Origin of the sequence: Terriglobus sp. 2YAB30_2, from assembly GCF_052114765.1 — a bacterium.
In the GTDB taxonomy this organism is placed as follows: Bacteria; Acidobacteriota; Terriglobia; order Terriglobales; family Acidobacteriaceae; genus Terriglobus.
On record NZ_JBFRFJ010000018.1, the window covers coordinates 57,967 to 80,946 of the forward strand.

At 59.2% G+C, this 22,980-nt stretch carries 21 protein-coding genes; 3 read left to right on the top strand and 18 right to left on the bottom strand.

Annotation, left to right across the window (positions count from 1 at the left end; translation table 11 throughout):
* Positions 1–36: 36 nt before the first annotated feature.
* From AB4Y89_RS20895 to AB4Y89_RS20915, 5 genes are all read right to left on the bottom strand, one after another.
* Complete coding sequence (locus tag AB4Y89_RS20895) at positions 37–516, bottom strand: DoxX family protein (RefSeq protein WP_442302878.1); 480 nt, start codon at positions 514–516, stop codon at positions 37–39.
* 102 nt (positions 517–618) lie between these two features.
* Positions 619–1,302 (bottom strand): ABC transporter ATP-binding protein, encoded by a 684-nt coding sequence (locus AB4Y89_RS20900; protein ID WP_442302879.1) that lies wholly within the window; start codon positions 1,300–1,302, stop codon positions 619–621.
* Complete coding sequence (locus AB4Y89_RS20905) at positions 1,295–2,398, bottom strand: ABC transporter permease (protein WP_442302880.1); 1,104 nt, start codon at positions 2,396–2,398, stop codon at positions 1,295–1,297. The genes AB4Y89_RS20900 and AB4Y89_RS20905 overlap by 8 nt, the downstream gene beginning before the upstream one ends.
* A 264-nt stretch (positions 2,399–2,662) precedes the next feature.
* A complete protein-coding gene (gene ku / locus AB4Y89_RS20910; RefSeq protein ID WP_442302881.1) occupies positions 2,663–3,502 on the bottom strand; it encodes a non-homologous end joining protein Ku in 840 nt (279 codons plus the stop codon).
* Positions 3,503–3,609: 107 nt separating this feature from the next.
* Complete coding sequence (locus tag AB4Y89_RS20915; protein WP_442302882.1) at positions 3,610–3,777, bottom strand: hypothetical protein; 168 nt, start codon at positions 3,775–3,777, stop codon at positions 3,610–3,612.
* 96 nt (positions 3,778–3,873) lie between these two features.
* Between AB4Y89_RS20915 and AB4Y89_RS20920 the strand changes: the two genes are divergently transcribed.
* On the top strand, positions 3,874–4,773 hold the full coding sequence (locus AB4Y89_RS20920; protein WP_442302883.1) for a helix-turn-helix domain-containing protein: 900 nt from the start codon (positions 3,874–3,876) through the stop codon (positions 4,771–4,773).
* A gap of 223 nt (positions 4,774–4,996) precedes the next feature.
* Here the strand turns inward: AB4Y89_RS20920 and argG are convergent, their stop codons facing one another.
* From argG to AB4Y89_RS20960, 8 genes are all read right to left on the bottom strand, one after another.
* The gene (argG, locus tag AB4Y89_RS20925) at positions 4,997–6,334 is read right to left on the bottom strand and encodes an argininosuccinate synthase (RefSeq protein WP_442302884.1); all 1,338 of its coding nucleotides are present in this window, start codon (positions 6,332–6,334) and stop codon (positions 4,997–4,999) included.
* Between the two features lie 79 nt (positions 6,335–6,413).
* Complete coding sequence (locus AB4Y89_RS20930; protein ID WP_442302885.1) at positions 6,414–7,214, bottom strand: HEAT repeat domain-containing protein; 801 nt, start codon at positions 7,212–7,214, stop codon at positions 6,414–6,416.
* Positions 7,215–7,423: 209 nt separating this feature from the next.
* Positions 7,424–7,873, bottom strand: coding sequence for a DUF1569 domain-containing protein (locus AB4Y89_RS20935; protein WP_442302886.1), 450 nt, complete (start codon positions 7,871–7,873; stop codon positions 7,424–7,426).
* A 172-nt stretch (positions 7,874–8,045) separates the two neighbouring features.
* Positions 8,046–8,846 (bottom strand): DUF899 domain-containing protein, encoded by an 801-nt coding sequence (locus tag AB4Y89_RS20940; protein WP_442302887.1) that lies wholly within the window; start codon positions 8,844–8,846, stop codon positions 8,046–8,048.
* A gap of 216 nt (positions 8,847–9,062) precedes the next feature.
* Positions 9,063–10,295, bottom strand: coding sequence for an RNA polymerase sigma factor (locus tag AB4Y89_RS20945; RefSeq protein WP_442302888.1), 1,233 nt, complete (start codon positions 10,293–10,295; stop codon positions 9,063–9,065).
* The gene (locus AB4Y89_RS20950; RefSeq protein ID WP_442302889.1) at positions 10,292–10,660 is read right to left on the bottom strand and encodes a YciI family protein; all 369 of its coding nucleotides are present in this window, start codon (positions 10,658–10,660) and stop codon (positions 10,292–10,294) included. The genes AB4Y89_RS20945 and AB4Y89_RS20950 overlap by 4 nt, the downstream gene beginning before the upstream one ends.
* Before the next feature lie 359 nt (positions 10,661–11,019).
* On the bottom strand, positions 11,020–11,466 hold the full coding sequence (gene tnpA, locus AB4Y89_RS20955) for an IS200/IS605 family transposase (protein ID WP_442302890.1): 447 nt from the start codon (positions 11,464–11,466) through the stop codon (positions 11,020–11,022).
* A gap of 90 nt (positions 11,467–11,556) precedes the next feature.
* Positions 11,557–12,048, bottom strand: coding sequence for a DUF6640 family protein (locus AB4Y89_RS20960; RefSeq protein WP_442302891.1), 492 nt, complete (start codon positions 12,046–12,048; stop codon positions 11,557–11,559).
* 95 nt (positions 12,049–12,143) lie between these two features.
* Here AB4Y89_RS20960 and AB4Y89_RS20965 point away from each other — a divergent pair, with 95 nt between their 5' ends.
* Positions 12,144–12,740 (top strand): TetR/AcrR family transcriptional regulator, encoded by a 597-nt coding sequence (locus tag AB4Y89_RS20965; protein ID WP_442302892.1) that lies wholly within the window; start codon positions 12,144–12,146, stop codon positions 12,738–12,740.
* A gap of 218 nt (positions 12,741–12,958) precedes the next feature.
* On the opposite strand, the gene AB4Y89_RS20970 is transcribed toward AB4Y89_RS20965, so the two are convergent.
* Positions 12,959–13,426 carry a hypothetical protein gene (locus AB4Y89_RS20970; RefSeq protein WP_442302893.1) on the bottom strand — a complete coding sequence of 156 codons (468 nt, stop codon included), beginning with the start codon at positions 13,424–13,426 and terminating at the stop codon, positions 12,959–12,961.
* A gap of 417 nt (positions 13,427–13,843) precedes the next feature.
* On the opposite strand from AB4Y89_RS20970, the gene AB4Y89_RS20975 reads away from it, so the two are divergent.
* Complete coding sequence (locus tag AB4Y89_RS20975; protein WP_442302894.1) at positions 13,844–15,190, top strand: tetratricopeptide repeat protein; 1,347 nt, start codon at positions 13,844–13,846, stop codon at positions 15,188–15,190.
* A 344-nt stretch (positions 15,191–15,534) separates the two neighbouring features.
* Here AB4Y89_RS20975 and AB4Y89_RS20980 read toward each other — a convergent pair whose 3' ends face one another.
* The 4 genes from AB4Y89_RS20980 to AB4Y89_RS20995 all read right to left on the bottom strand — a co-directional run bounded on the left by AB4Y89_RS20980 (position 15,535) and on the right by AB4Y89_RS20995 (position 22,698).
* A complete protein-coding gene (locus AB4Y89_RS20980; protein WP_442302895.1) occupies positions 15,535–16,164 on the bottom strand; it encodes a hypothetical protein in 630 nt (209 codons plus the stop codon).
* Positions 16,161–16,688 carry a (2Fe-2S)-binding protein gene (locus tag AB4Y89_RS20985; RefSeq protein WP_442302896.1) on the bottom strand — a complete coding sequence of 176 codons (528 nt, stop codon included), beginning with the start codon at positions 16,686–16,688 and terminating at the stop codon, positions 16,161–16,163. The genes AB4Y89_RS20980 and AB4Y89_RS20985 overlap by 4 nt, the downstream gene beginning before the upstream one ends.
* Positions 16,685–19,459: a xanthine dehydrogenase family protein molybdopterin-binding subunit gene (locus AB4Y89_RS20990; protein WP_442302897.1), complete on the bottom strand. Its 2,775-nt coding sequence runs from the start codon at positions 19,457–19,459 to the stop codon at positions 16,685–16,687. Before AB4Y89_RS20990 ends, AB4Y89_RS20985 begins: the two co-directional genes overlap by 4 nt.
* 68 nt (positions 19,460–19,527) lie before the next feature.
* Positions 19,528–22,698, bottom strand: a complete 3,171-nt coding sequence (locus AB4Y89_RS20995) for a multicopper oxidase domain-containing protein (RefSeq protein WP_442302898.1) — start codon at positions 22,696–22,698, stop codon at positions 19,528–19,530.
* Positions 22,699–22,980: the final 282 nt, after the last annotated feature.

The window sequence follows — 22,980 nt, forward strand, 5'->3', positions numbered from 1 at the left end:
GAATGGGGCACCCAGTGCGTCAGCTATTTCGAAATGTCAGGCACCTCTCCTGCGAAGTCGCCAGGCATCAACCGACCACGGACCGGAACCAGCCATCACAAGCGCCACGATGCAGGCGATATAGAGCAGATTGCACTCATACCCCGGAGGACCGAACTGCGCGCGGCCATCGACGATCTTTATCAGCTTGATGGAGCTGAAGCCGTACGGCAGATGAACGGTCAGAATCGCGACGACTAAGAGACCAATCGCCGGAAGAGCCACCAGGTTCACGAAAGCCCCGCACAGCATCGCGAGTCCACCGAAGGCTTCGATGAATAGGGTGAGCCAGGCCATCAGGTGAGGCGCGGGGACATGAGCCATCGTGAGAATGGCCGCGAATGCCTCCGGTCCCTTATTCCACTTGGCGATTCCATGGGCAAGAAAACCATATCCCACGATCAGCCGCAGGGGGATGGTGGCATATGGTTTCAACGTCTCTTGTACGCGATGCCACAAGGGCATAGCTTGATTCATCGCTGTTCTCCCGCAGTAGGACGCTATGGCGCCCCGGGAGTTACAGGAAATAATCTCTGCGGTGACTGGAAATGTGGGCTGCTGCGCTCTAGTGTGGTGACTCTAAGCAGTCTGGACCAATTTCCCGTCCTTCATGTGAACCTTGCGGTGCGCATATGAGGCTGCCTCTTCATCATGCGTGATCATCAAGATAGTCTGACCGAGACGCTCGTTCAGGTCCTTGAGTAGCTTGAGCACCGCCATCGAGTTCTGACTGTCGAGGTTTCCTGTCGGCTCGTCTGCGAGCAAAATGGCGGGCCGGTTCACGATGGCGCGGGCAATCGCAACTCGCTGCTGCTGCCCACCCGACAGCGCCCGGGGCTTGTGTTTGAGCCTCTCCGCGATTCCAAGTAGATGAAGAACGTCCTGGAAGGAGGAATCAAGATCTGTCCCATTCCCGCCGATGTATTTCACAATCTTGATGTTGTCTTCTGCTGAAAGAGTTGGCAGCAGGTTGTACTTCTGAAATACAAAACCTACTGTGTTCTTACGCATGTTCGTCCGTTCGGCATTCGTCATGTGAGACAAATCCTTGCCTCCAATATGGATGCTTCCGGTCGAAGGGGGAGTCAGTCCTCCAAGGATATTGAAGAGAGTGGACTTGCCTGATCCAGACGACCCAACGACAGCGATGAACTCGCCTTTGGCAACGTCTAGATCCATCCCTCGTAGGGCATGCACATCCACGTCGCCTACCCGGTATGTCTTGGTCAGCTGGCGAACCTGAATAATGGGCATCTTACTCATAAGAGAGAGCCTCCGTCGCGTCCTGACGGACCGCTTTGAGGCCCGGAACAATTGCGCCGGCCAGAGATCCAACAATGGCGATTGCCCCGGTAATGGGCCACCATGCGTACACTGTCTCCTGCGTCATTCCGCCCGGTGCAAAGTGAACGATCAGCCATTGAGTGACATACGTCAGTAGAATGCCGACGATGGTCCCTATGATTGCCAGCAGCAAAGTCTCGCGTAAGAGCATGCTGAGGATCATGCCTGAGGAACTGCCGACTGCCTTCAGAATGCCGATCTCCCTTGTTCGTTCAAGAACGGCCGTATACATGGCCATGAAGACGACAATGAACCCAACGATCATGGCAACGCCAATCACGACATAGGTGAAGTTGCGCAGGAGGCCTACGCTGCTTACCTGAAGCAGCGAGGTGTAGTACTCCATGGTGTAGATAGGATATTCCGGGTAGGTCTTCCGCAGGGCATCGACAATGCTCTGTGCTTTACCGGAATCGTCGACCTTGAGATACACCTGGCTCAGGCGGCCAGGATTTCCCGTAACGCGCTGCAGCACGGGTAATTTGACACAGATACGAGCCAGCTTCCCGGGCTCGTAGACTCCGGAGATAGTCCACTTCTGTGTCAGCAGCGTGACGGTGCTGCCCACCCGCAGATGCTTTTCACGGGCATATGGTTCGTCCACGATCATGTCCATGTCGTTGACCGGAGGCCCACCCTGCGTGAAGCGGAATCCTCCGCTCATACGGGTGAACTGATCCAGATCGATGCCGGTAATCGTATCGAAGAGTTCGAGCGGCTGCACCATCGTTCCAGTCGCCAACGTAATATGCGGTTCCTGCCGAAGAACGTTGACGAACTTGTCGCTCATCGGGGAGGAACTCAGCGTCAGGGCCGACGAGGCGCCGGGTGCGCGTACCAGAATGTCTGCTCCACTTCCACGCGCGCGGCGAGCTGATTCATGCAAAGTGCCATTACTCACTCCAACGAGGGTGAGGATCATGGTCACTTCAACCGCGATGGCCAGAATGCTAAGCAGGGTTCGAACAGGCCGGTGCGCAAGATTGGCAAATGTAAGCTTGGTAAGCAATACCAAAATTCTAGAGTATTTTTCCTGTTGCTGGGTATCCCGGGAGGTATTCCTAACCCACCCTAGCGTTGCGAGGGCGGGGCACCCCAGGTAGGATAAGCGCCTTCAGCGCTTCATCCGCGATTACCTTTTTTGTCATTTCGTAGCGAAGCGGAGAAATCTGCTTCTGATACGTTGTCCCAGCCCGGGTGCCCCGCCCTCGCAACGCTAGGGTGGGTTAGGGCGACCCAAACTCCTGACAAACCCACAGAACGAACTTGTCGATGTACCCTAAGCTGCTTTCTTCCGCCGGCTGATATTTTTCGCCTTTGTCCGCTTTGGCTTCTTCGTCTCCGCCAGGCTGTTGCGCAGCGCATCCATGATGTTGACGACCTTGGGTTTCGCCGGCTGCGGCTCTTCTTCAGGAAGGGGTTTGCCTTTGCGCTTTGCCTCCACCAATTTCTTGACGGCGGCATCGTAGTCATCTTTATAAGCGCTGAGATCGAACTTTGAGGTGCTTCCGTTGATGAGCTGCCTGGCCAGAGACAGCTCGTCTGCATCGACCGCTACGTCTTTCGCCCCAGCCAACGCCGATTTGGAGTCGCGAAGCTCATCCTCATACCGCAAGGTATAAAGCATCAGCCCCTTCTGTTTTGGATCAGAGGGCGCCGCGATTGCGACAAGATGCTCGCGTCCGCTGAAAGCGATCTCGCCGATGCCGTAGGTGTTCGTCTGTTGTAGCGCCTTGCGCATGATGCTGAGCGCCTTGGCCTGGCTGTCTTCTTTCGGCGCCACAAAGTAGGGCCGATCGAAGAGGGCCGCAGGCAGATCCTCTGCCTTCACAAACTGCGCAATCTGCATCGTTGTGGAGGTGGAGAGGCGCAGCTTCTTCAGTTCATCCGGATCGATCTCGATATATCGGTTCTTGGCGTATTCGTAGCCTTTGACGATATCGTCGGCGGCCACCTCACCGTGCTCATCGACATTGCGATGGTGAATTCGCTGATGAGTCTTCCGGTCGATCTGATGAAACTCCACCTGGCGTGCAGGATTGGTCGCCGGAAAGATCTTGACTGCGATGGATACGAGCGAAATCTGAAGCGATCCGGACCACGTGGGACGACCTGGCATACTGAGCGACTCCTTTGACCTCGCTCATTCGATGCCAGATCTCCCAGTAAGTGTCGCTCAACGTCTGCAGGCGCCCGCCGGCTCGCGAAGAGGCGGGCAGCCACCGGTTAGATGTGCGTGACAACAACCAGGAAAACGGCTGCGAGAAGCGCGATGGTTCCCAGCAGCAGTCCGGTGATGTAACGCGCGGCAAAGCGTTCGCTGCCCGGCTTGGGGCGGGTGACGCCTACGCCCCAGATAAATGATTCGCTAACCCACTCCGTAAACTTGCCCATGGCAACCTCCCTAAATCAGCTGCGTACTTAGGATGTCGCTGCCCGGGCCCCGGAGTATGCAAATCTTGCTGCAATGAGGAGGCGTACTCTTAAAACATGAGTTCGGCCGACCGCATTCTGGTGCTCCGCAACCGGGAACTCGTCCCGCTGTGCCCGGCGCCGATGTTGCTGGAGCCGGTGCAGGCGGCGGAGCAGCCGTGGTCGGGCGTGGTGCTGGAGCGTCACTCCCTAAAGCCGATGGAGATCCCCGAGCATGAGCACGGCGATCTGTTTCTTCACCTGCAGCTCAGCGGCGATTCGGACTTTGAGTGGTGGACAGAGGGGAAAAACCGCATCGAGACGACCGCGCCGGGATCGATGATCGTGCTGCCGGCGGGTACCCGTGACCGGCTGCGCTGGACTGGCCCCTCGGAGCGTCTGCTGCTCTCGCTGCGGTCAAGTGAGATCGCCAGGCTGGCAGAGGAGACGATCGGCTCGCCGGAGGTGAACTTCTCACCCCAATGGTCGGCGACCGACAGCGGCCTGCGCCACCTGCTGATGGAGATGGGCAGACAGGTGCAGGACGGCTGGCCGCTGGGAAGTCTGTACGCAAATCTGCTGTCGCTGGACCTGCAGCATCACCTGCTGCGGAAATATGCGGGGGGAGGTTACAAGTCCCCGGTGATCAAGGGCGGGTTGCCACGGCCGCAGTTGCGGCGCGCGATGGAATTCATGAACGAGCACCTCACCACGGAACTGCATCTGGACGAGATCGCGGAAGAGCTGGAGATCAGCCCCTTCCACTTTGCGCGTGGTTTTCGCAGCAGTACCGGACAGACTCCGCATCAGTATCTGCTGGACCGGAGAATGGATGAGGCGAAGGTGTTGTTGAAGCTCTCCAGGGAACCCGTCGGCGAGATTGCAATCCGTTGCGGCTTCAACTCGCCGGTGAATTTCACGAGAGCGTTCCGCGAGCGGGTTGGATGTACACCGACAGAATGGCGGCTAGGTGCGTAAAGTAGACGGCCGACATTATGTCGGCCGTCTACGCAGTCATTGGCATGAACCGGTGGGAGCAGCGGGCTTCAGCCCGCTGGTAAAGGATCAAAAAGTAAATGGGCTTTTAGCCCTGGGCTTTTCTTCTGCCCGACAGAGAAGACCCAGGGCTTAAAGCCCAATCTTTATGTGACTGCTAAACCGTGAGCTGAAGCCTACGGCTCCCACCCATTGGAAAAACCAACTACTCTTTCTCACCCGAGTTGAGCTGCGGCATCTCCGTGCCCTGGCTCAGCTTGATCAGGCCTGACTTGGCGTAGCTCAGCAGCTTCTCGCGCGTGTCGATGATGTCGAGGTTGCGCATGGTGAGCTGGCCGATACGGTCACGAGGCGAGAAGGTGCTTTCGCCCTTCTCCATGGTCAGGCGCTCGGGCTTGAAGGTCAGGTTGGGCGAGTCGGTGTTCAGGATCGAGTAGTCATTGCCGCGGCGCAACTCCAGCGTGACCTCACCGGTGATCGGCTTGGCGACCCAGCGTGTTGCGGCCTCGCGCAGCATGATGGCCTGCGAGTCGAACCAGCGGCCCTGGTAGAGCAGGCGGCCCAGCTTGCGGCCGTTGTCGCGGTACTGCTCGATGGTGTCTTCGTTGTGGATGCCGGTGATCAGGCGCTCATAGGCGGCGAAGATCAGCGCCATGCCCGGAGCCTCGTAGATGCCGCGGCTCTTGGCCTCGATGATGCGGTTCTCGATCTGGTCGCTCATGCCCAGGCCATGGCGTCCGCCGACGCGGTTGGCCTCGAGCATCAGTTCGACGAGGTCGGTGTATTCGACGCCGTTCAGTGCGACCGGGAAGCCCTCTTCAAAGCGGATGGTTACCTCTTCGGCCTTGACCGCAACATCGTCACGCCAGAAGGCAACGCCCATGATTGGCTGCACGATGCGGAAAGAGGAGCTCAGCAGCTCCAGGTCCTTGGCCTCGTGCGTCGCGCCCAGAATGTTGGAGTCGGTCGAGTAAGCCTTCTCCGCCGACATCTTGTAGGCGAAGCCCGAACGCTGCATGAACTCCGACATCTCGGCGCGTCCGCCCAGTTCGTCGATAAAGGTGGAGTCGAGCCACGGCTTATAGACCTTCAGGTCAGGGTTGACCAGCAGGCCGTAGCGGTAGAAGCGCTCAATGTCGTTGCCCTTGAAGGTCGACCCGTCGCCCCAGATGTTGACGCCGTCTTCCTTCATCGCGGTCACCAGCATGGTGCCGGTCACGGCACGGCCGATGGGCGTGGTGTTGAAGTAGGTCACACCGGCGGTGGTGATGTGGAAGGCGCCGGACTGCAGAGCGGCAATGCCCTCGCGGACAAGCTGCGCGCGGCAGTCGATCAGAACAGCCTTCTCCGCGCCGTACTCCAGCGCCTTGCGGGGAATGGCGTCATAGTCGGCCTCATCAGGCTGGCCGAGATTGGCCGTATACGCGTACGGAATCGCACCCTTCTGTTTCATCCAGTGCAGGGCGGCGGAGGTGTCCAGGCCGCCGGAGAAGGCGATTCCGACCTTCTGGCCGGTAGGTAGGTGTTCCAGGATGACCGACATTCAAACCTCAAGGTCCTAGCGAGAGTGCTGGACGTTTTTCTTTATTTTACGTGGTGGATGTGAGGAGTCGGATTGGGCTCTACTTCGCCGGCCGGGAATTCACAATATGTTTCATCAGGTCGCGCAGGGCCGGGTCTTTTTCCGTATCCATGGCCTGCTCCAGTGCCTTCTCCGCCTCGGCGGAGCGGTCGCGGCTGAGCCACTCGATCGCGGCAATACGCCGCCCGAACTCCTGCCCGGCCAGGAAGCCGATAGACTGCTTGCGCAGGCGCGCCACCGTATCCTCATCGAGCTTCGATTGCAGCGAGGCCAGCGCCGTGAGAGCGTTGGCGGCATCGTCCGGGTTGGGAGAACTCTTCGTCACCCACGCTTCCAGAGTGGGAGCGCAGGCGCGGGCGGCCTGAGCAGTGTCCAGCGTGGTGAGCGCATTGGCGACGGCGAGGTTAACCTGGGCGCCCAACGCAGGGTCCTGGCAGAGCGAGACGACATACGACTCTCCCGACCGCGGGGCCAGCCTAAATAGGGAGCCCATCAGGCTGAGGGTGACGCCAGAGTCAGTCTCTTTCTGCAGTGCAGATTTCAGCGCCGGTGTCGCGCTGCGCACGTTGTCCGTGCCCAGTCGCATCGCGGCAAGACGCCGCACCTCGGGGTCAGGGTGCGAGAGCGCCTTCATCAGCGAGTCAGGATCGACGCCGACACCGCGCTCCTGCAGAGCTTCGCGGGAGGACTTGGGAGCGCGATGTTCTGATGTTGTGGCCGCCGGAGCTTGCGGCGATGCAGTCTGTGCCTGCGCCGTGGCCGTGAACGCCACAAAGATGCCAAACCACCGCAGCCAGCTCGATCCCCACCTTGGCCAGCTCGATTCCACAGATCGGTACATCTCGATACAACTCCTCTTAAGAGTCTAGATCGAGGCTGGCGGCGAGGATTGGCGTTCCGAGACCGGGATGGAAGTCGGGCGATTGCCTATCTATAGATAGAAGATTTCCGACGTTTGCCTATTTCTAGATAGACAAACATCAGCACGGACCAGATGCTTACGGAAGGCAAGTTCTTTGTTTTCTGAATGCTAGCGGAGGGCGACCGAAGTCATACGTCGAACTGCCGCAGGTGATGATCGATGTGGATGTACTGAAAGGCAGCCCATTCCTCCGGCGTCAGTTTGCCAAAGAAAAAGTGGGGGTGCCTGGTGCATCCGGCGGGACCGCCTGCCTGGAAGCACTCGAGCCGATCGATCAGTTTCTGGCGCTCCATTGTCAGATCGCGGTCATCCGTCACCACTGCGCTGGGATGTCCGGGAGCGTTGTGACCCATCGGTCTTCCGCGAAGCATGGAGTTGATCGCGGTCCGGCCTAAGATGCGGCCCAGCAGTGCTCGCGGTGGTGTCAGTTCTCCTGCAGCCATACTCAGGGCGATCCCGCAATGCGCCAGCGCCTGGGCGGCATTCATGCTGCCCCATTGCGGCCGGCTCTCCGGCGTCAGCTCCGCCATGCGCTGTTTCACCTCAGCAATGGTGGCTGCCTCAAACAAGTTCTTCATGCACGTTCTCCTCATTGCGATGCCGCGCCCCACTCTGGGAAATGGAGCGCGGCACACATTAGAGCGTTTTCCCTGTCGCTGGGTATCCCGGAAGGGGCGTGCAGCGGCGTTTTCATTACGGAAAACGCCATAGGATGTGGAAGCTCTGCATCACACCCACAGGGAAAATGCTCTATTGTTGGTGAACCACACAGCCGCAGGTTGGCTGATGGTATCGGCCATTGGCTTCGACGGTGCCGCCCTTGCCGTACATATTGTGTGGACGAACCCAGTCCGTAAGGCTGCGGAAGGGGCCATTCTCTTCGCGTCCCTTGGGTGTGGCTTCGATGATCCGATAGGCGCCGAGGAACTCTTCGCCACCGCGGCCGAAGGTCGCGTAGGTCAGATAGATCTCACCTTTGTCGTTCTTATAGAAGACGCTGTCGCCGGAGAGGTCTTCAACACCGGCAGCCCATCCGGGTGCCTGTTGGAAGTTGTAGAGAGCCTCGCCCTTGGCAATCTGTTCCGGCGTGAACGAGACATTGAAGTCGTAGTTGAAGTCGGAGCCGAAGGACGAGACCCAAGGGAAGTGCCAGTCCATGCGCTTGCGGACAGCCTCGATCTCATCGATCGGCGCCCGCGCAACAGCGGCATAGGTGATGTCGTGGTTGCGCAGGTGTTCCAGAATGCCGGCGACGTGATCGACCTCGAAGGAGCAGCCGACGCATTGCGTCGTCGCGCCCGGGCCCATCATGAAGTGCTTAATGAAGAGCTGGCTGCGGCCGTCGAAAAGCTGGCTCAGCGTGACCTTGCCTTCGGGAGCATCGAAGACATACTCCTTCTCGATCTTGACCCAGGGCAATCCACGCCGCTCTTCGCTCAACGCGTCGCGCTGGCGGGTGAGGGCCTTCTCTTTGACGAGAAAGTTTCTGCGAGCCTCGATCCAGGCTTCGCGCGAGACGACATTCGGGTTCTCAATGGTAGGCAACGGCATGGTGCTATCTCCTCTGGTCCGCGCCGGGCGCGGGTGGTTGCGGGTTCTGCCTGCGGGATGCTTTTGCGATGAGCGCCGCAACTCCGCCACCGGCGGCGGTGCTGACGACGATCATTCCCAGGGTGGAAAAGCAGAAGGGGCACATGAGTGTTCTCCGTGGGCTTTCTAGAGAGGTGACACCCGGAGGAGAGAGCTTTCGACAGGCGAGAGGAAAAATCAGCGGAGTTTTTCGAGGAGGAAGCTCCGCACGGCCGGATCTTCCGAGAGACCGATGGCGCGTTCGAAGGCGTGGTGAGCGTCTTCGGTCTTCCCGAGCCGATGCAACAGATGCGCCCGCACCGCCCAGTAGGGCTGATACGAGGTGACGGTCTTCGGCTCAATGGCGTCGAGAAGCCCCAGCGCCGCTGTCGGGCCGGATGCTTCCGCAACGGCCGCCGCATGGCCCGTCCTGGTGCCGAGGGTGGGAGAGATGCGGAGCAGCTGTTCGTAGAAGAAGACGATGGCGGGCCACTCGGTGCGTCCACTGTGTGCACGTTCCGCGTGGACGGATTGGATAGCAGCCTCAAGCTGAAACCGGCCCGGGCGTAGTGCCTTGGCAGCAGCAGTCAGGTGTTGTTCTGCCTCTTCAAGATGAGCTTGAGACCATAGCCGCGGGTCCTGTTCCGAGAGCGGAACATAACGGCCGTCAGAATCTCTGCGCGCCTGGCGTCGTGCCTCGCAGTGGAGCATCAGCGCGAGCAGGCCGCGGGCCTCCGGCTCTTCGGGCATCAATGCAAGCAGCACGCGCGCAAGCCACAACGCCTCTTCTGCCAGATCTTTGCCGCGATGATCGATGCCCATCAGGTCGTCCCAGCCGATTCCGTAGGCAGCGTAGATACCTTCCAGCACTGTGTTCAGGCGTTCGGGAAGCTCGCGTTCCTCCGGCACCCGAAAGGGAATGCCGCCATAGTTGATCTTGGTCTTCGCACGCACCAGCCGCTGGCTCATGGTGGACGGCGAGATCAGAAAGGCCGGAGCGATGCGCGCGGCATCGAGACCGAGGACAGTCTGCAGCATCAGCGGCGTGTGCAGGGCGGGGTCGATAGCCGGATGCGCACAGACGAAGAGCAGCTTCAGCCGTTCGTCGGGAAACGGAGACGATCCATCTGGATCGAAGCGGCTTTCGTTCAACGTCAGCAGAGCAGATTCGTTGGCTGCGACGACCTTCTGATGACGTATGACGTTGAACAGCGAACGACGCGCCACGGTCAGCAGCCAGGCCTCCGGACTGTGCGGCACACCATCGCGCTGCCATGTGTTCAGCGCAGCAACCAGAGCCTCACTCAGCGCATCTTCCGCGCTGGCCAGGTCGCGTGTGTGCGCAGAGAGATAGGCGATCAGACGGCCATATGACTCGCGCGCCACGCGTTCGATGGTGCGATCGATCTCGTTGCGGCCGTCTGAACTCATGCAGTGATTCGCTGTTTGGATTCAGGCGAGAGCGGACGCACCTCGATCGCTCCGCCCGCTGCCGCAGGGCAACGTGCAGCCCAGTCCAATGCAGTATCGACAGAGGAGAGTTCCAGGATGATGAAACCGGCGAGCTGTTCTTTCGTGTCGGCGAAAGGGCCATCCTGTAACCGGCGATGACCATCCTGCAGACGCACCGTAGTTGCAGTCTCCGGAACTTCAAGCGGATCGCCGCCGACATAGATGCCCGCCTCAACCATGGCCGTGAAGTACGATCTCCAGGCGGCGATGTAGGGATCGTCCGGGCCGTTCCTGCGTTTGGAAAACTGCTCCGGCGTTTCGTAGATCATCAGGGCGAATTGCATCGCTGTCTCTCCTAAGGGATGCTTTCATCCCTTATACATATGACACGAGAGCTGACGCCGATTCGACATCTTGCGGGAACAAAGATGGATGCGACAGTGTCTAGAGCAGTGGCGCGGGTCGAGGTGACGAGCCGGTGATATGAAAACGATGTGGTCCAGAGCAGTCTTCGCATTCATTCTCGCCCCGATGTTGGGATCCCGGCCCGCACCCGCGCAGCAGATGGCTGGAGGAAGCTCATACCCTGAGGGTGATATTTTTGAGCGCTGAAGGCGCGTTCTATACCAGCCTGGGGCAACGCCCCAGGTTACGTGCCGCCCTAGACGTTAAAGGGCTGAAGGCCCGCTCTATATAAGAGTCTTCAATCCCACACGTATCGTTCATCGAACTCAATTCCGTACCTGGTAAGAAAGGCGCGGAATTCATCCTGAAACGATACTTTTCGATGATGCTCTGCCTGGGAATCGATGTAGGCCATCAAGGCGTCCCGGTCATCTAATCCAACGGAAAAGGCGGCGTATCCGCGCTGCCACGCAAATTTCTCGATCGATTGGTTCTTGAGCCATTTGGACGACGATGTCTTCAATAACTCGATCAACTCAGAGACGCTTGCTGTCCTCGACAAACGAATAGCCACGTGAACGTGATCGGCTACGCCACCGATCCGATAGCATTCGCACCCTGCGTTGCGGACGATGCTCGCCATGTAGGCATACAACGGTTCGCGGACCGTTCCCTTCAGAAATGGATATCGTTCTTTGGTACTAAACACCACATGAACCAGCAGCAACGAGAGAGATTGTGGCATTGCCGGATTATAGAGCGGGCCTTCAGCCCTTTAAACGCTTTTTGGCCTGAAAACCTGGGGCGTTGCCCCAGGCTGGTATAGAACGCGCCTTCAGCGCTTTTCATTGACGCTCTGGTCTACATGGGCCTTCCGATTGGGGTTAAGTGCCCATTGAACCTTCCGATCGCCCACTCCAATCCTCCACGCAACAACGGTCAGTGCAAGAAAGACACCGATCACCAGAAGGTTGGGATAGAAGACCATTCCATGAAAGCGTGGCTCGTGGCCCGGGATTCCTGCCCAATAAGAAGAGCCAGGCAATAGATAGGGAATAAAGAAAAAGGGCGTCCAGTAGGAAGCTGAGAGCGCGGCTGCCGCGGTAATGGCCACCTTCGGTTCGGAGGATTCGCGCCACAGCAGCCACACGCCGGTAATGGCGACTCCGGCGAAGAAGAAGAGCAGAACCGCGCCGTGAAACTTTGCGTGAGGATGCCACAGCGGATTGAGCAGATGGTTTTTGCTCCAGTCCAGAGCGAAGGACATGGCGCTGCCGAAGACCAGCAGAAAGGTGAGAAGAACTTTGCTGAAGAGCGTGCCGTTCATGGTCAACTCCATTTTGGTGAGTGAGTGCTCACTATGTAAGTTGTACTATACTCCTGTGCAAGGGGAGTATTTCTTTTCCCCGCCAAAGATGGTGCATGCAGCGTAAGACAGAACGAGAGCCAAAGAGAAACCGCAAGGCAGAGATCGTGGAAGCCGCCGATCGCCTGCTCCGCGAGCGCGGTCTCAGCGGGGTGACGACGCGGGCGATTGCGGAGGCCGTGCCATGCTCGGAAGGCGCAATCTACGTGCATTTCTCCGGGCGAGTCGAGCTTCTGCTCGCCGTACTGGAGCAGAGCCTGCCGGAGATGCTGGTACCCCTGCATGCCCTGGAAGAAAACATCGGGAAGCAGACGCCCGAGCGGAATCTGCTGACGGCACTGCAAGGCTTACAACGTTTCCACGATCGAGTCGGGCCCATGCTGTCATCTCTGTTTGCCGAACCCCCACTTCTGGAGAGCTTTCATAAGTCCCTCGACGGCCGTGCGAAAGGACCGCGTGGAGGTATCTCGCGAATCGCACGCTACATCGAGGGAGAGCAGAAACTCGGCCGGATCCCGGAAGACCGGAACGCCGAGATGATCGCGTCGGTCCTGATGTCAGCTTCGTTCTTTCGTAGCTTCAGTACGGCACTTACCGGGCAGACGATTCCAGGGTTAAATCATCGTGACCTGGTGAAGAGTTTGTTGGGATAGGAGCTCGAGAATTGGTAGCCCTGACGCGATTGATGAGGGTGCCTCGGAGTTCAGCCCTTTAATACTCTTCTGCAATGAGACCTGGGGCGTTGCCCCAGGCCGGTATAGAACGCGCCTTCAGCCCTCTAAATCGATGGGCCTGGTCTTCATGGGCTTTCCGACTGGCGCCGATATCTCCCTGAACGCCGGGGATGAGGACGCGTATCTCTGTGTGAAGTTTATTCTTCGTGAGTGAGAGGCTTTCCGGAGGGGCCGACCTGAACCTCGCTGTGGCGTCCATTTTTCTCGACGGCCGCTTCATAGGCGACAAGCGTGCCTTGTTTCGTGAGTGATTCCACCTTTACGATGCGTGCTCCTTTAGCCCTGGCAAGAAGGCCGGTGCGTACATCGCCGCTGAGCGATTCAAGGACGACCTCTTCCTCAACCTCGGTGAGTGTGCCGTCCGGTGCAATCTGCAGGTCGCGGGTATGTCCGTTGACGACGGTTTCAACCTCATAGAAGAGCTTGCCGTGTTCGCGTTCCGTGGCGTAGCCCTTGATGATGGCTCCGCTGGTCTCGCGGTCGATAGTGGCAAGAACGGCTGCGGGAAGCTGATCTTTGGTGATCTTCTTCTCCTGCGCGGCGGCGGTGATGGTTGTCGTGAGGGTAGCTGCGGCTAAGAGCGTCAGAAGACAGTTCCGGTGCATACAACACCTCCGGCAACATAGTCCCAACTCTTACTTAAGCGCCGATGAAGGAGCCTGACGGCTTACTCCAATCCTCCGGGCAACAACGGTCAGCGCAAGAAAGACGCCGATCGCGAAAGGGGATAGTAGCCAGAGCGTATCGACAAATACGGGAGGTCATAAATGCGGGTGTTTTTGTGTTTCAGCGCTTTTTGTCGACCTTCTCCACTCTGAGGGTCCCGACGGAAGATTAAGAAAATCTAACTTTCCCATAGTGGGTCACGAACAGAAGAATGTCTTGCGAAGTCTTTCAAGTTGTAAGCGAGCCCAAGCCAAACTGAACAAGTAGGGAGGGCGTTCGGTTTGCAAAAGAACACGCGGAGATCTGGATTGCACGGCATCGGGACTGAGGTCGTGATGATCCTATGGATCTTGGGTATGATTCTGGGTACGGCAGGGTACGCATCAGGCCCCAGCACTCAAAACGGAGCACGAGGAGCCGAGCCTCTTCCCCGCGTGATCGATTGGACTCCAACCAACCCACTTCCAGACGACCTTGTCTTTGTGAACCACCTGGGACCCGGCAACAAAGGTGTGACCTTCCTCGTCACCCTGGGGGCCGATGGCAAGGTGAGCGAAGTACAGCCCATCGGAGGCTTCAGCCTTTATCTCAGCAGGTTGATTCCGCAGATCAAACAGTCAACCTTCGATCCGAAGCAGACAGGGCGTGTCTTCGTTCTGCGGCTCAAAGAGGATCCGCAGCAGAAGTCTCTTACAGAGTGGGAGACCTATTCACGACAGACCTGCACTCCGAGGACAGCGCTGTCGGTCATGTATCGAGTAGCCGAGTTCAGGATCGGCAGCGATGACAATGCCGCCTCGCACTGCTACAAGTACATTCTGGATAAAAACCCATCTTCCCTGGCTGCACGCTATGGCGTTGCTCGCCAATGCCTGGATCGCGAAGATCTCTGTGCGGAATCCTATCTGGAGAGCCTGGTTGAGAGCGATCCCGACTTTTTAGAAGCACGCGTAGGCCTGGCGTCTCTTCGCTCCTGGTCTGACGGCGAGATGGCCCATGTTGCCGCATACGAGGAGATGCTGAAGCTCCAGTTGCCCCTGGCGACACGCGAGTCGCTCCTGAACTCGGAAGTATTCACCCTGGAACATGCGAAGCACCTCGATGAAGCCGTGGAAGCCACGGAGCGTTGGAACGCTGCTTTGACGCGTTTGCTGGCGGTATATCCGCGGCAGGTTCTGTTTCGTTATACCGAGGCGATCGATCACGCCCTGCTGGAAGAGGCAGCCGGGAAGTTTCAGAATGCAGCGGTGACGTACCAATTGGCCACGTCGATCGTCAGGCAGAATCAGGCTGCTTCCGAATTCTCCGCGTATCTGATCGATCTTGGGCTTGCGCGATCGCTGACACATCTCGCCCGTCCGGCTGAAGCTAAGGTTCTGTGCGACCGCTGGAAAGGCCGCTGGAAGCAGATTGCAGGTCATCCGCAGCGTGCGTCTGGGCGATCGGCCGACGGCGTGACGGAGCTGGAAGCAAGATGGGAGTTCTCCTGCGGCGCGCCTCAGAGAGGCGAGGAGCTGATCAAGAGCGCCATCGCGAAGTACCCCGAATCGGACGCTCCCTATAATGCGTTGTCTGAGTTCTACTATTCGATTGGACAGATCGACCAGGCACGCACCGCGAAAGCGAAAGCAGCGGAGCTTCGGGAAGCCTCAGCAGAGAAGCTTCGCGAGGCAGAGGACCAGAGAATCGGTTTAGCGAACTAACTCAGGTCGAGTCGAAGGCCGTTTTAGTTTGGTGTTTCACGGCGGTGTCTCGAGCCGGTGATTCAAGCGCTGAAGGCGCGCCCTATACCAGCCTGGGGCAACGCCCCAGGTTTCCGTGCCCACAAGATGTTAAAGGGCTGAAGGCCCGCCCTATATAAAGGTCGTCAATCCGACCGTATCGTTTCGATAGGCACACCAACAATTTCAAGAACCATTTCGTTTGTGACGATTGGGGATTATAGATCGGGCCTTCAGCCCTCATACCGCTTTCCTGTCCCCGTACCTGGGGCGTTGCCCCAGGCTGGTATAGAACGCGCCTTCAGCGCTTTAAACCGACGGTCTCGCTATTGCGGGCAGGCGGCGCCGGATTTTGCCCAGGCCTCCACCAGCTCGCCGGCCTGCTGTTGCGTTCCTGGGGCGGGTTTCCGGCCATAGCCGGGGTTCCATGCCCATCCGACGAGGGAGTCTTTGCCGATGTGATCGATCAGGTCGTTCAGTGAACGGTTGCCGTTGCGCTTCGGGTCTTTGATCTGCAGGCATATCTCTGCGGGCGTTTTGCCCTCCCAGGCCATCTCGGCCGGCGCAAGATGCCAGTGGGCATTGCCAGGGATGCGGCCCTGTTCGAAGTTGGCGTTGGTGTGGCAGGTGCCGCACCGCATATTCTCGCGGCCGTAGCCGTCAACGCCGCGAACGACCACAGGTTGATGCAGGCGGCGGCTATCTCCCTGGCGTGGGCTCTCGCCCGAGGGATGGCAGTTGACGCAGCGCTGGTGGGTGAGCACCTTGCTCAGTTCGGTGAAGTATGCGGCTGAACGCTTCTGCGGATCGGCAATGGAGGCGAAGCTCTTCGGAGAGGCAAGTGTATTGGCATCGCCTGCAGCCGCAGGTTTGTCGGCTGCCGCGGCTGCGGATCTGACGATGCCGATAAGCGTCAACGTAATGGCAATTGCAAGAAGACGCCAGTCGATCTTCATTGAGCACCGTCTTTCAGGAAGCGGGCGGGTTCTGTTAGAACGGCGGCGCGGACGGCTTCGTGATACTTCACATAGCCGGTACACCGGCAAAGATGCCCGTCGAGGGCTTCGCCGATGGTGGAATCGAGATCTGCGTGGGCTACGGGAGTCTTTTCGAGCCGTTCGAGAAGCACCTGGCCCTCGTTGAGAAATCCTGGCGTGCAGTAGCCGCACTGAAAGGCGAAGTGCTCAATGAAGGTCTTCTGCAGGATGGTGAGCTCGCCGTTCTTCGCGTGCCCTTCGATCGTGCGTATCGTTTTGCCGTTGAAGCTGGAGGCGGGAACGATGCAGGTGGGATTGGTGTGGCTGGTGCCGTCGGGCCGATCGACGATGACGGCGCAGCTCAGGCACTGAGCAGCGCCGCAGCCATACTTCGTGCCGGTCATGCCAAGGTATTCGCGCAGGAAGTCGTTCATGGTCAGGTCGTCGCGTACCTCGATGGGGCCATAAGCGCGGCCATTGATCGTAAGGGCGAGAGTTGTCATGCGAGGGCATCCTTGATCATGGTTTGGGTGACCGGCAGCGAGCGGAAGCGATGGCCGGTCGCGTCGAAGATTGCGTTCAGGAGCGCGGGAACGACCGGGATCATGACGACCTCGGCCATGCCCTTGGGCGGCTCTTTGGGAAGTGGCGGAAGGATCTCGATTTCGAGATCGTGCAAGGGAAGATCGGATCCGCGAGCGATGCGGTATTGACCAAGGTTCCACTGTCCGTTGCCTGGTCCATCTTCAAACGGAGGCAGCGTCTCCATAAGGGCGTATCCGACGCCCATGGCGAAACCTCCCTGTGATTGTCCGACCACGACCTCGGGGACCAGTGCCTGACCGCATTCAAGAGCGCTATAAGCTTTGGCGATGCGCAGCTTGCCCGTAGTGCGTTCGATCTCGACGCGAACCAGCGTTCCGCAGCTTGACGAGAATGCAACGCCAATGCGGTTGTAGTCCGTGGGCGGAAAGGCAACGGAGCTGCGGTTGAGACAGGTGAAGCTGTCACCGGCGTAACGAACGGCGAGGGCGTCGATATCGGCTGTCCAGCTTTCACCATTGATTGCAAAGGTGGCCTGAGCCCATGCCCAGCGAGAGAAGGCATGCGCCATAACGCCGGTAACGAGCTTCATCGCGTGGGCTTTGGCGGCGATCTTCTTGAGAGGCAGAGGATCGAGGCCGGTCATGATGAGAATGTCGTCTTGCCAGTAGGCCTCATCCGACTGCTTTGCCCGCGGATCGTTGGGAGCGATACCCCACAGCGCGATGGCCGCGGGCCACAGGCCGAAGCGGTAGAGGATGCGTGCGGCTTCAGCGGCGGCCTGTGTGCCCACGTGTGCTCCGATGGAGGCGCTGGTCGGAGAGCTGATCTCCGGTACCCATCGTGGGTTCTTCTCTCCTTCGTCCTGTGCGGCCTGGGTCATCGTGAAGGGATCGCCGGTCTTCACCAGTTCCAGAGCGTCAAAGGCATCGACCTGTGCGACCGTGACCTCGTCGGCGCGTCCGCCGAGATGCAGGGCGACGCGATTCGCCAGCGCTGTTCCGATGCCGTTGCCCATCTCGACGGCATCGCAGTGGATGGAGATGCGGCCCTCGGGGCTAATCTCGACGCGTCCAAGAGAACAGTCCGCACCTGATCCGTAGTCTTTGGTGGCAATGGCAACTCCTGTACCGACCAGGAAGCCGGGCTTCGCCTGTGTCTTCTTCTCGGCACGCTTGATCCAGACGGGGTGCTTTTCCAGCTTGCTGAGGATCTCTCTGGTGCGTGTGGAAACAGAGTAGGCATGACCGGTCATGATGCGTCCGCCTGGCGCAAGAGCATTGCGGCGGCGGAACTCGATGGGATCCATCGGAAGCGCGCAGGCAACCTCATCGATCAGAGTTTCGAGCGCCGTCATCGTCTGCAGCGTTCCATAGCCGCGCATGGAGCCGGCAGTAACGCCGCGAGTGTGCATCGCAACGGTGGTGACGTCGACCTTCGGCACGTCGTAGATGCCCAGGGCTCCAGTCGCGCCGACGGTGGCGACGCTGGGGGAGTAGTTCATCATGCCGCCGCCATCGAGGACATGATCGGCGGCGAAGGCCGTAATCTTTCCGGAAGCGCGATCGATGCCGATCTGCGAGCGCATCTTGAAGGCGTGGCGTTTGGTGCCTCCCTGAAACTGCTGGAAGCGGTCATGGGCAAGACGTACGGCGTGGCCGGGATAGAACATGCCGGCGAGTGTGACGTAGAGTGGGAACGGCGTGTGATCGCGGCCGCCGAAGCCTCCGCCCACGTAGGCAAACTGGGCATCGATGACCTTGGGCTTGAACCCGGAGCTCGCTTCGCCGAGAAGAAAGGCGAGCGATTCGGTGGTCTCAAAGGGAGACTGCACGCCAAGCACTGTTTCCAGCTTTTGGGCGGAGGTGTCATACCAGGCAAGGCCGCACTCCGGCTCAAGGAACACGGGATCGACGGACTGGGTTTCGAATTCGCGGTCGAGCACGAGCAGGCCGGCGTCTTTGTTCGCGAGCCCTTTGCGGATCTCGTCACCGAAGGTCGCGCCTTTGACGTACTCGCCGCCTTTGGCGACGGGCAGAGGTTTCCAGATGGGACGGCCGGAGCTTTCAAGGAAGCCGGGACTGATCCAGCCTGCCTGCATGGGGGAGTAGACGTCCGGATCATCGGGTGTGGGGCCGGCGACCCGGGTAAAGCGGAAGGCTCCATAGTTGGAACCCTCGACAGGGCCGGTCTCTTTACCGAATCTGAGGAATTGACCGTCGCGCAGGGCGAGGCGCGCCTGATCGAAGGCGTCGAACTTCTCGAAGATGAGCAGCGCGACCGGCTGGCCCAGATAGGTGGGTGTCTTGCCGGCAGGGCAGAAGAGATCGCCTTCGTAGAAGGCAGGCACGCGGACTTTGGCGTGTTTCACGTCGTCAGCGGTAACCACGACGGCCGGCCTGGCGATCTTGCTTAGACGGGCGAGATCGAAACCTTCATAGATATGGGTTGCATCGGCACAACGGACCAGCAGCGCATGCGATGTCTCAGAGGGCCAGCCGGGAAGGTCGGCTGCGCGAAAGTCTGAGGCGTAGAGCTTTGCTCCGGTGGCTTTGGCGACGCCGTCGATGCGCCCGAACTCCGGCGTCCACTTGCCGCGTCCTGGCAGGGTCTCGTGCGCCGTGAAGCCGGGCGGAGTTGCCGCTGTCTGGCCTGCTCCGATGCGCGAAACGCCGAGCGTGATGCCGCTTGCCACGGCCCACTGCACGAATTCCCGTCGAGTTGCCTTCATTCATTTCGTCCTTCTCAGTGTGTTGGTCGAACTGAGGTCTCTGTTCTTGATGTGTCGCTTAGTGCGCGTCAGTCGCCGGCCAGAACAATCGGTCGTGTTCCGGCTGTGGGAGCAACTTCGCCAAGCGGAAGCGGCTTCAGCATATTTGCTTTCGCGTCCGCTCGTTCGAAGTCAAACTTCAGAACGCGTGCTCCCTGTGGCGTGGCGCCGCTCACCAGAAGGTTAGCGCCTGTGGTGGTGCTGGTGGTTGCTACCTGAGCTCCGGAACCGGGAAATGGATTGAAGCTCGCAATCTCACGGAAGGTTGCGCCGTGAATATGCTCTTCCGGGTTGTGGAGATACATCTCTGGACCGCCGTCCAGCGCCGATCCATTGGAGAAGACTTTGACGGCGCCCTTGTCTGTAAGCTGACTGGCGATGATGCGCTGTGCTCCGCCGAGTGAACCGGCGAGCCATCCGGCGCCAAGGGAAACGCCTCCCTTGTAGTCCTTGCCGAAGGGGAAAAAGGCTGCGGTCTGCGAGGGCTGATCGGTGGCAGGCATCTTCATCCCCGCGTGGCTTCCGCCGGCGATCGGTGAGAGCAGCGAGAAGACGAAGACCTTGACCTCGGCTGCCTTGCCCGCTCCGGGAGCGGTGACGATGCTGTTGCGTCCGGTCGTGAAGTCGACGATGCCCGCTGCGAGCGTGACGCCGGAGGTGTCGTCTCCGTAGGGCTTGAAGCTGGAGAAGAGTGCGGGGGCCGTACCGTGTGAGGAGGGAAGCCTGGTGCTGAAGACTTTGACCTCGCTCGGCATGCCGGGGCCGGAGCCGACGATGATGTTGTCGGAGGTGGTTCCGTCGATCTGCGCCGCAGTGACGGTTACACCATTGCTTGCATTGGAGGCGAAGGGCTGAAAACGTGCCAGCTCTGTACCGAACGGTCCCCTGGCCAGGTTGCCGCCCGCGTAGGCGACGACTTCGGGTACGTGGTTTCTGCCGGAGCCTACGATCAGGTCGAGAACACCGTCTCCATCGACGTCACCCATTGCCACACTGACGCTCTCCTGGTAGCCGGGGAAAGGGATGACGGTGGAGATCTGCTTGTCGTCTTTGGCATCGAAGATGCGTACCTCGGACGGTGCACCTCCTGTCCCGGGAATGGCGACGGCGTAGGTGGAGACCGCGGGAATGACATTCACGAGGGCCATCAGGCCGTTGTCTTCGTGATTGAGGCGGTGACAGTGCATGACAAAGAGGCCGGCGTAGTCGTCAAAGCGCGTGCGGAAAGAGAGAATGCCGGGTTGAATGACGGTCTCGTCAACCTGCATGGTCGGTGCTGGGACGTTGACGTTATCCAGCCCCCAGGGCTGTGGGCCGGTGTGCAGGCCGGTTGTCGGGTCGTAGTACTCCATCACCTGGAAGTCGTTGACGTGGATGTGAATGGGATGCTCGTCGTTATTGTTGTTGATGAACTTCCACTCTTCCACTGAGTTCAGACGGGGTTGAATGAGCGGCATGTTGGGGAATGCTGCGCCGTCGAAGACATAGGTGAAAGCCTTGGGATCGGCGTTGCTCGCGAGCGTATCCAGAAATCCGCCGGAGATAACAATCTCACGTTTGAAGTCAGGCCTGGCATCGGTCAGATCAATGAAGGAGTTATAGCCGCTCAGCTTCTGTCCTTCGACAAAGGCTGTGGTCTCTCCCTTGCCTTGCGAGGGAACTGCCTTCAGCAGCATCTGTGTGGGGAAGGCAAAGAAGCCATCGACGTAGCTTACCGCCGAAGGTCCTACACTGAGGCTGCCAAGGATAGCAGGCGGATTCTCGGTGCCGTTGCTGGTATACAGAACGCCGGGGACATTGATGGTCTTTGTGCCGCTGCCGCGGGGAGGCATCTCGAGGATGAGATCGCCCTTCTCCGGCATGGTGACGGCGATGGCGGCACGGCTGGCAGGTGGAAGCAGCAGGCGTGTGCCGTCGTCGGTGACCGGGTAATGCACGGCAGGAAAGGGGTTGCCGTCTTCACCGACAATGGCGATCTTCGGGTGTTGGCCGGTCACGGTCTCAGTGAGCTGAAGGTTGATGTAGGCGAAGTCACTGACATTGGCCAGGACCCAGATCTCTGTCTGCCCTGCCTTGCTCTTGAGGGTGGGTTCGAACTGGCCGTTTACGGTGAACTGCACATCGCGCTTGTCATCGGGTAGCGATGGTTCGGCCGGTATCGTTTTGCCGGTTTTCGGATCGCTCGGGATGAATGTCTGCAGGTTGCTCGGGATGGTTTGCAGCAGGCCGCGGTCGTTGCGGACAGACAGCGGGCCTGCATACCAGACGGTGAAATAGGTCGTTCCCGGTTTCGATCTGGTGAAGTTGGTCGGCGCGAGCAAGGGACGATAGGTGCCTTTGGCAAGCTCGTCGCTCTTCGGCGGTGTGGCGGTGTTGACATACTGCGCCCAGTTCACGTTGTTCAGAACGGCGCCTCCATTGGCGCGATCAAAGACACCGTTGTACTGCAGCAGCATGTTGCGAACCGGGATCTTCTTCTCGGTCACCAGTTGCAGGCCTCCATCGGTGCGCCCGATGGAGAGCAGTCCGGCGAGCCCGGCGTAGGTCTGCGGCCCGGTTAGCGTGTGCAGATGCGAGTGATACCAGTACGCTCCCTGTGGCATGTTCCTGGGGATCTCGTAGGTATAGGTGTTCGACATGCCGGCGGGGATATGGAGCATGACGTTGTCTGCATTGCCCTTTGGGCTGACGTGCACGCCATGGACATGCAGGTTCAGGGGCGACGACTTCATCTGAATGGGATAGAGAGGGATTTCTCCCCCGACCTTGGTGTACTGGGGGCTGAAGTAGTCATCGATCGTGAGGCCGGTCAGAGCGTTGTCGAGATGGACGATTAGCTTCTCACCGGGATAGACCTGCAGCGTCGGCGCGGGATATAGGCCGCGTCCGGTCGTCTTGCCGTCAGAGGCAGTACCGTGGAGGAGCTCGTAGTCAAAGAGAAGAAAGTTCTCCACCGGTTTGGCCGACGTATCGAGCGTTGCCGCACTCTGGCGCGCGGTCAGGCGGACCTCGAGCACACCGTCTTTGGTAGCGAGAGTAACCGGTTCGCGGAATTCAGGGGAGACGCGGTTGCCGGCTGTGCTTTGTGCATCTGCCGTGCGAAAGGCGGGAAGAAACGCGGTTGAGGTGAGGGCGATCGTGCTCAGAAAGAGTGTGTAAAACACGTGGGAACGCCCACGTTCGTATCGACGAACGCGCATGAATCCTCCGGCAGGGAAAGTACGGCAAAAAAGAAGGTAACGAAAGTAAGGCAGCCGACGTAATCCTAGAGTCAGAGGGCAGAAAACGCCAGACTTATTTGTGCGGGTGACGAAGAGCTAGCGTGGTGAGTCATGAATTCGCTAAACAATATTTGGCGAGAGCGTTGAGGATGTCGTCAGCAGATTTGGTCCTGAGAAAGGCGGGTTGACTGAAACTGGTGGGAGCAGCGGGGTCCCCGGCCAGCTTGCTGGCTGGGGTATTCAGCGGGGTCCCCGGCCAGC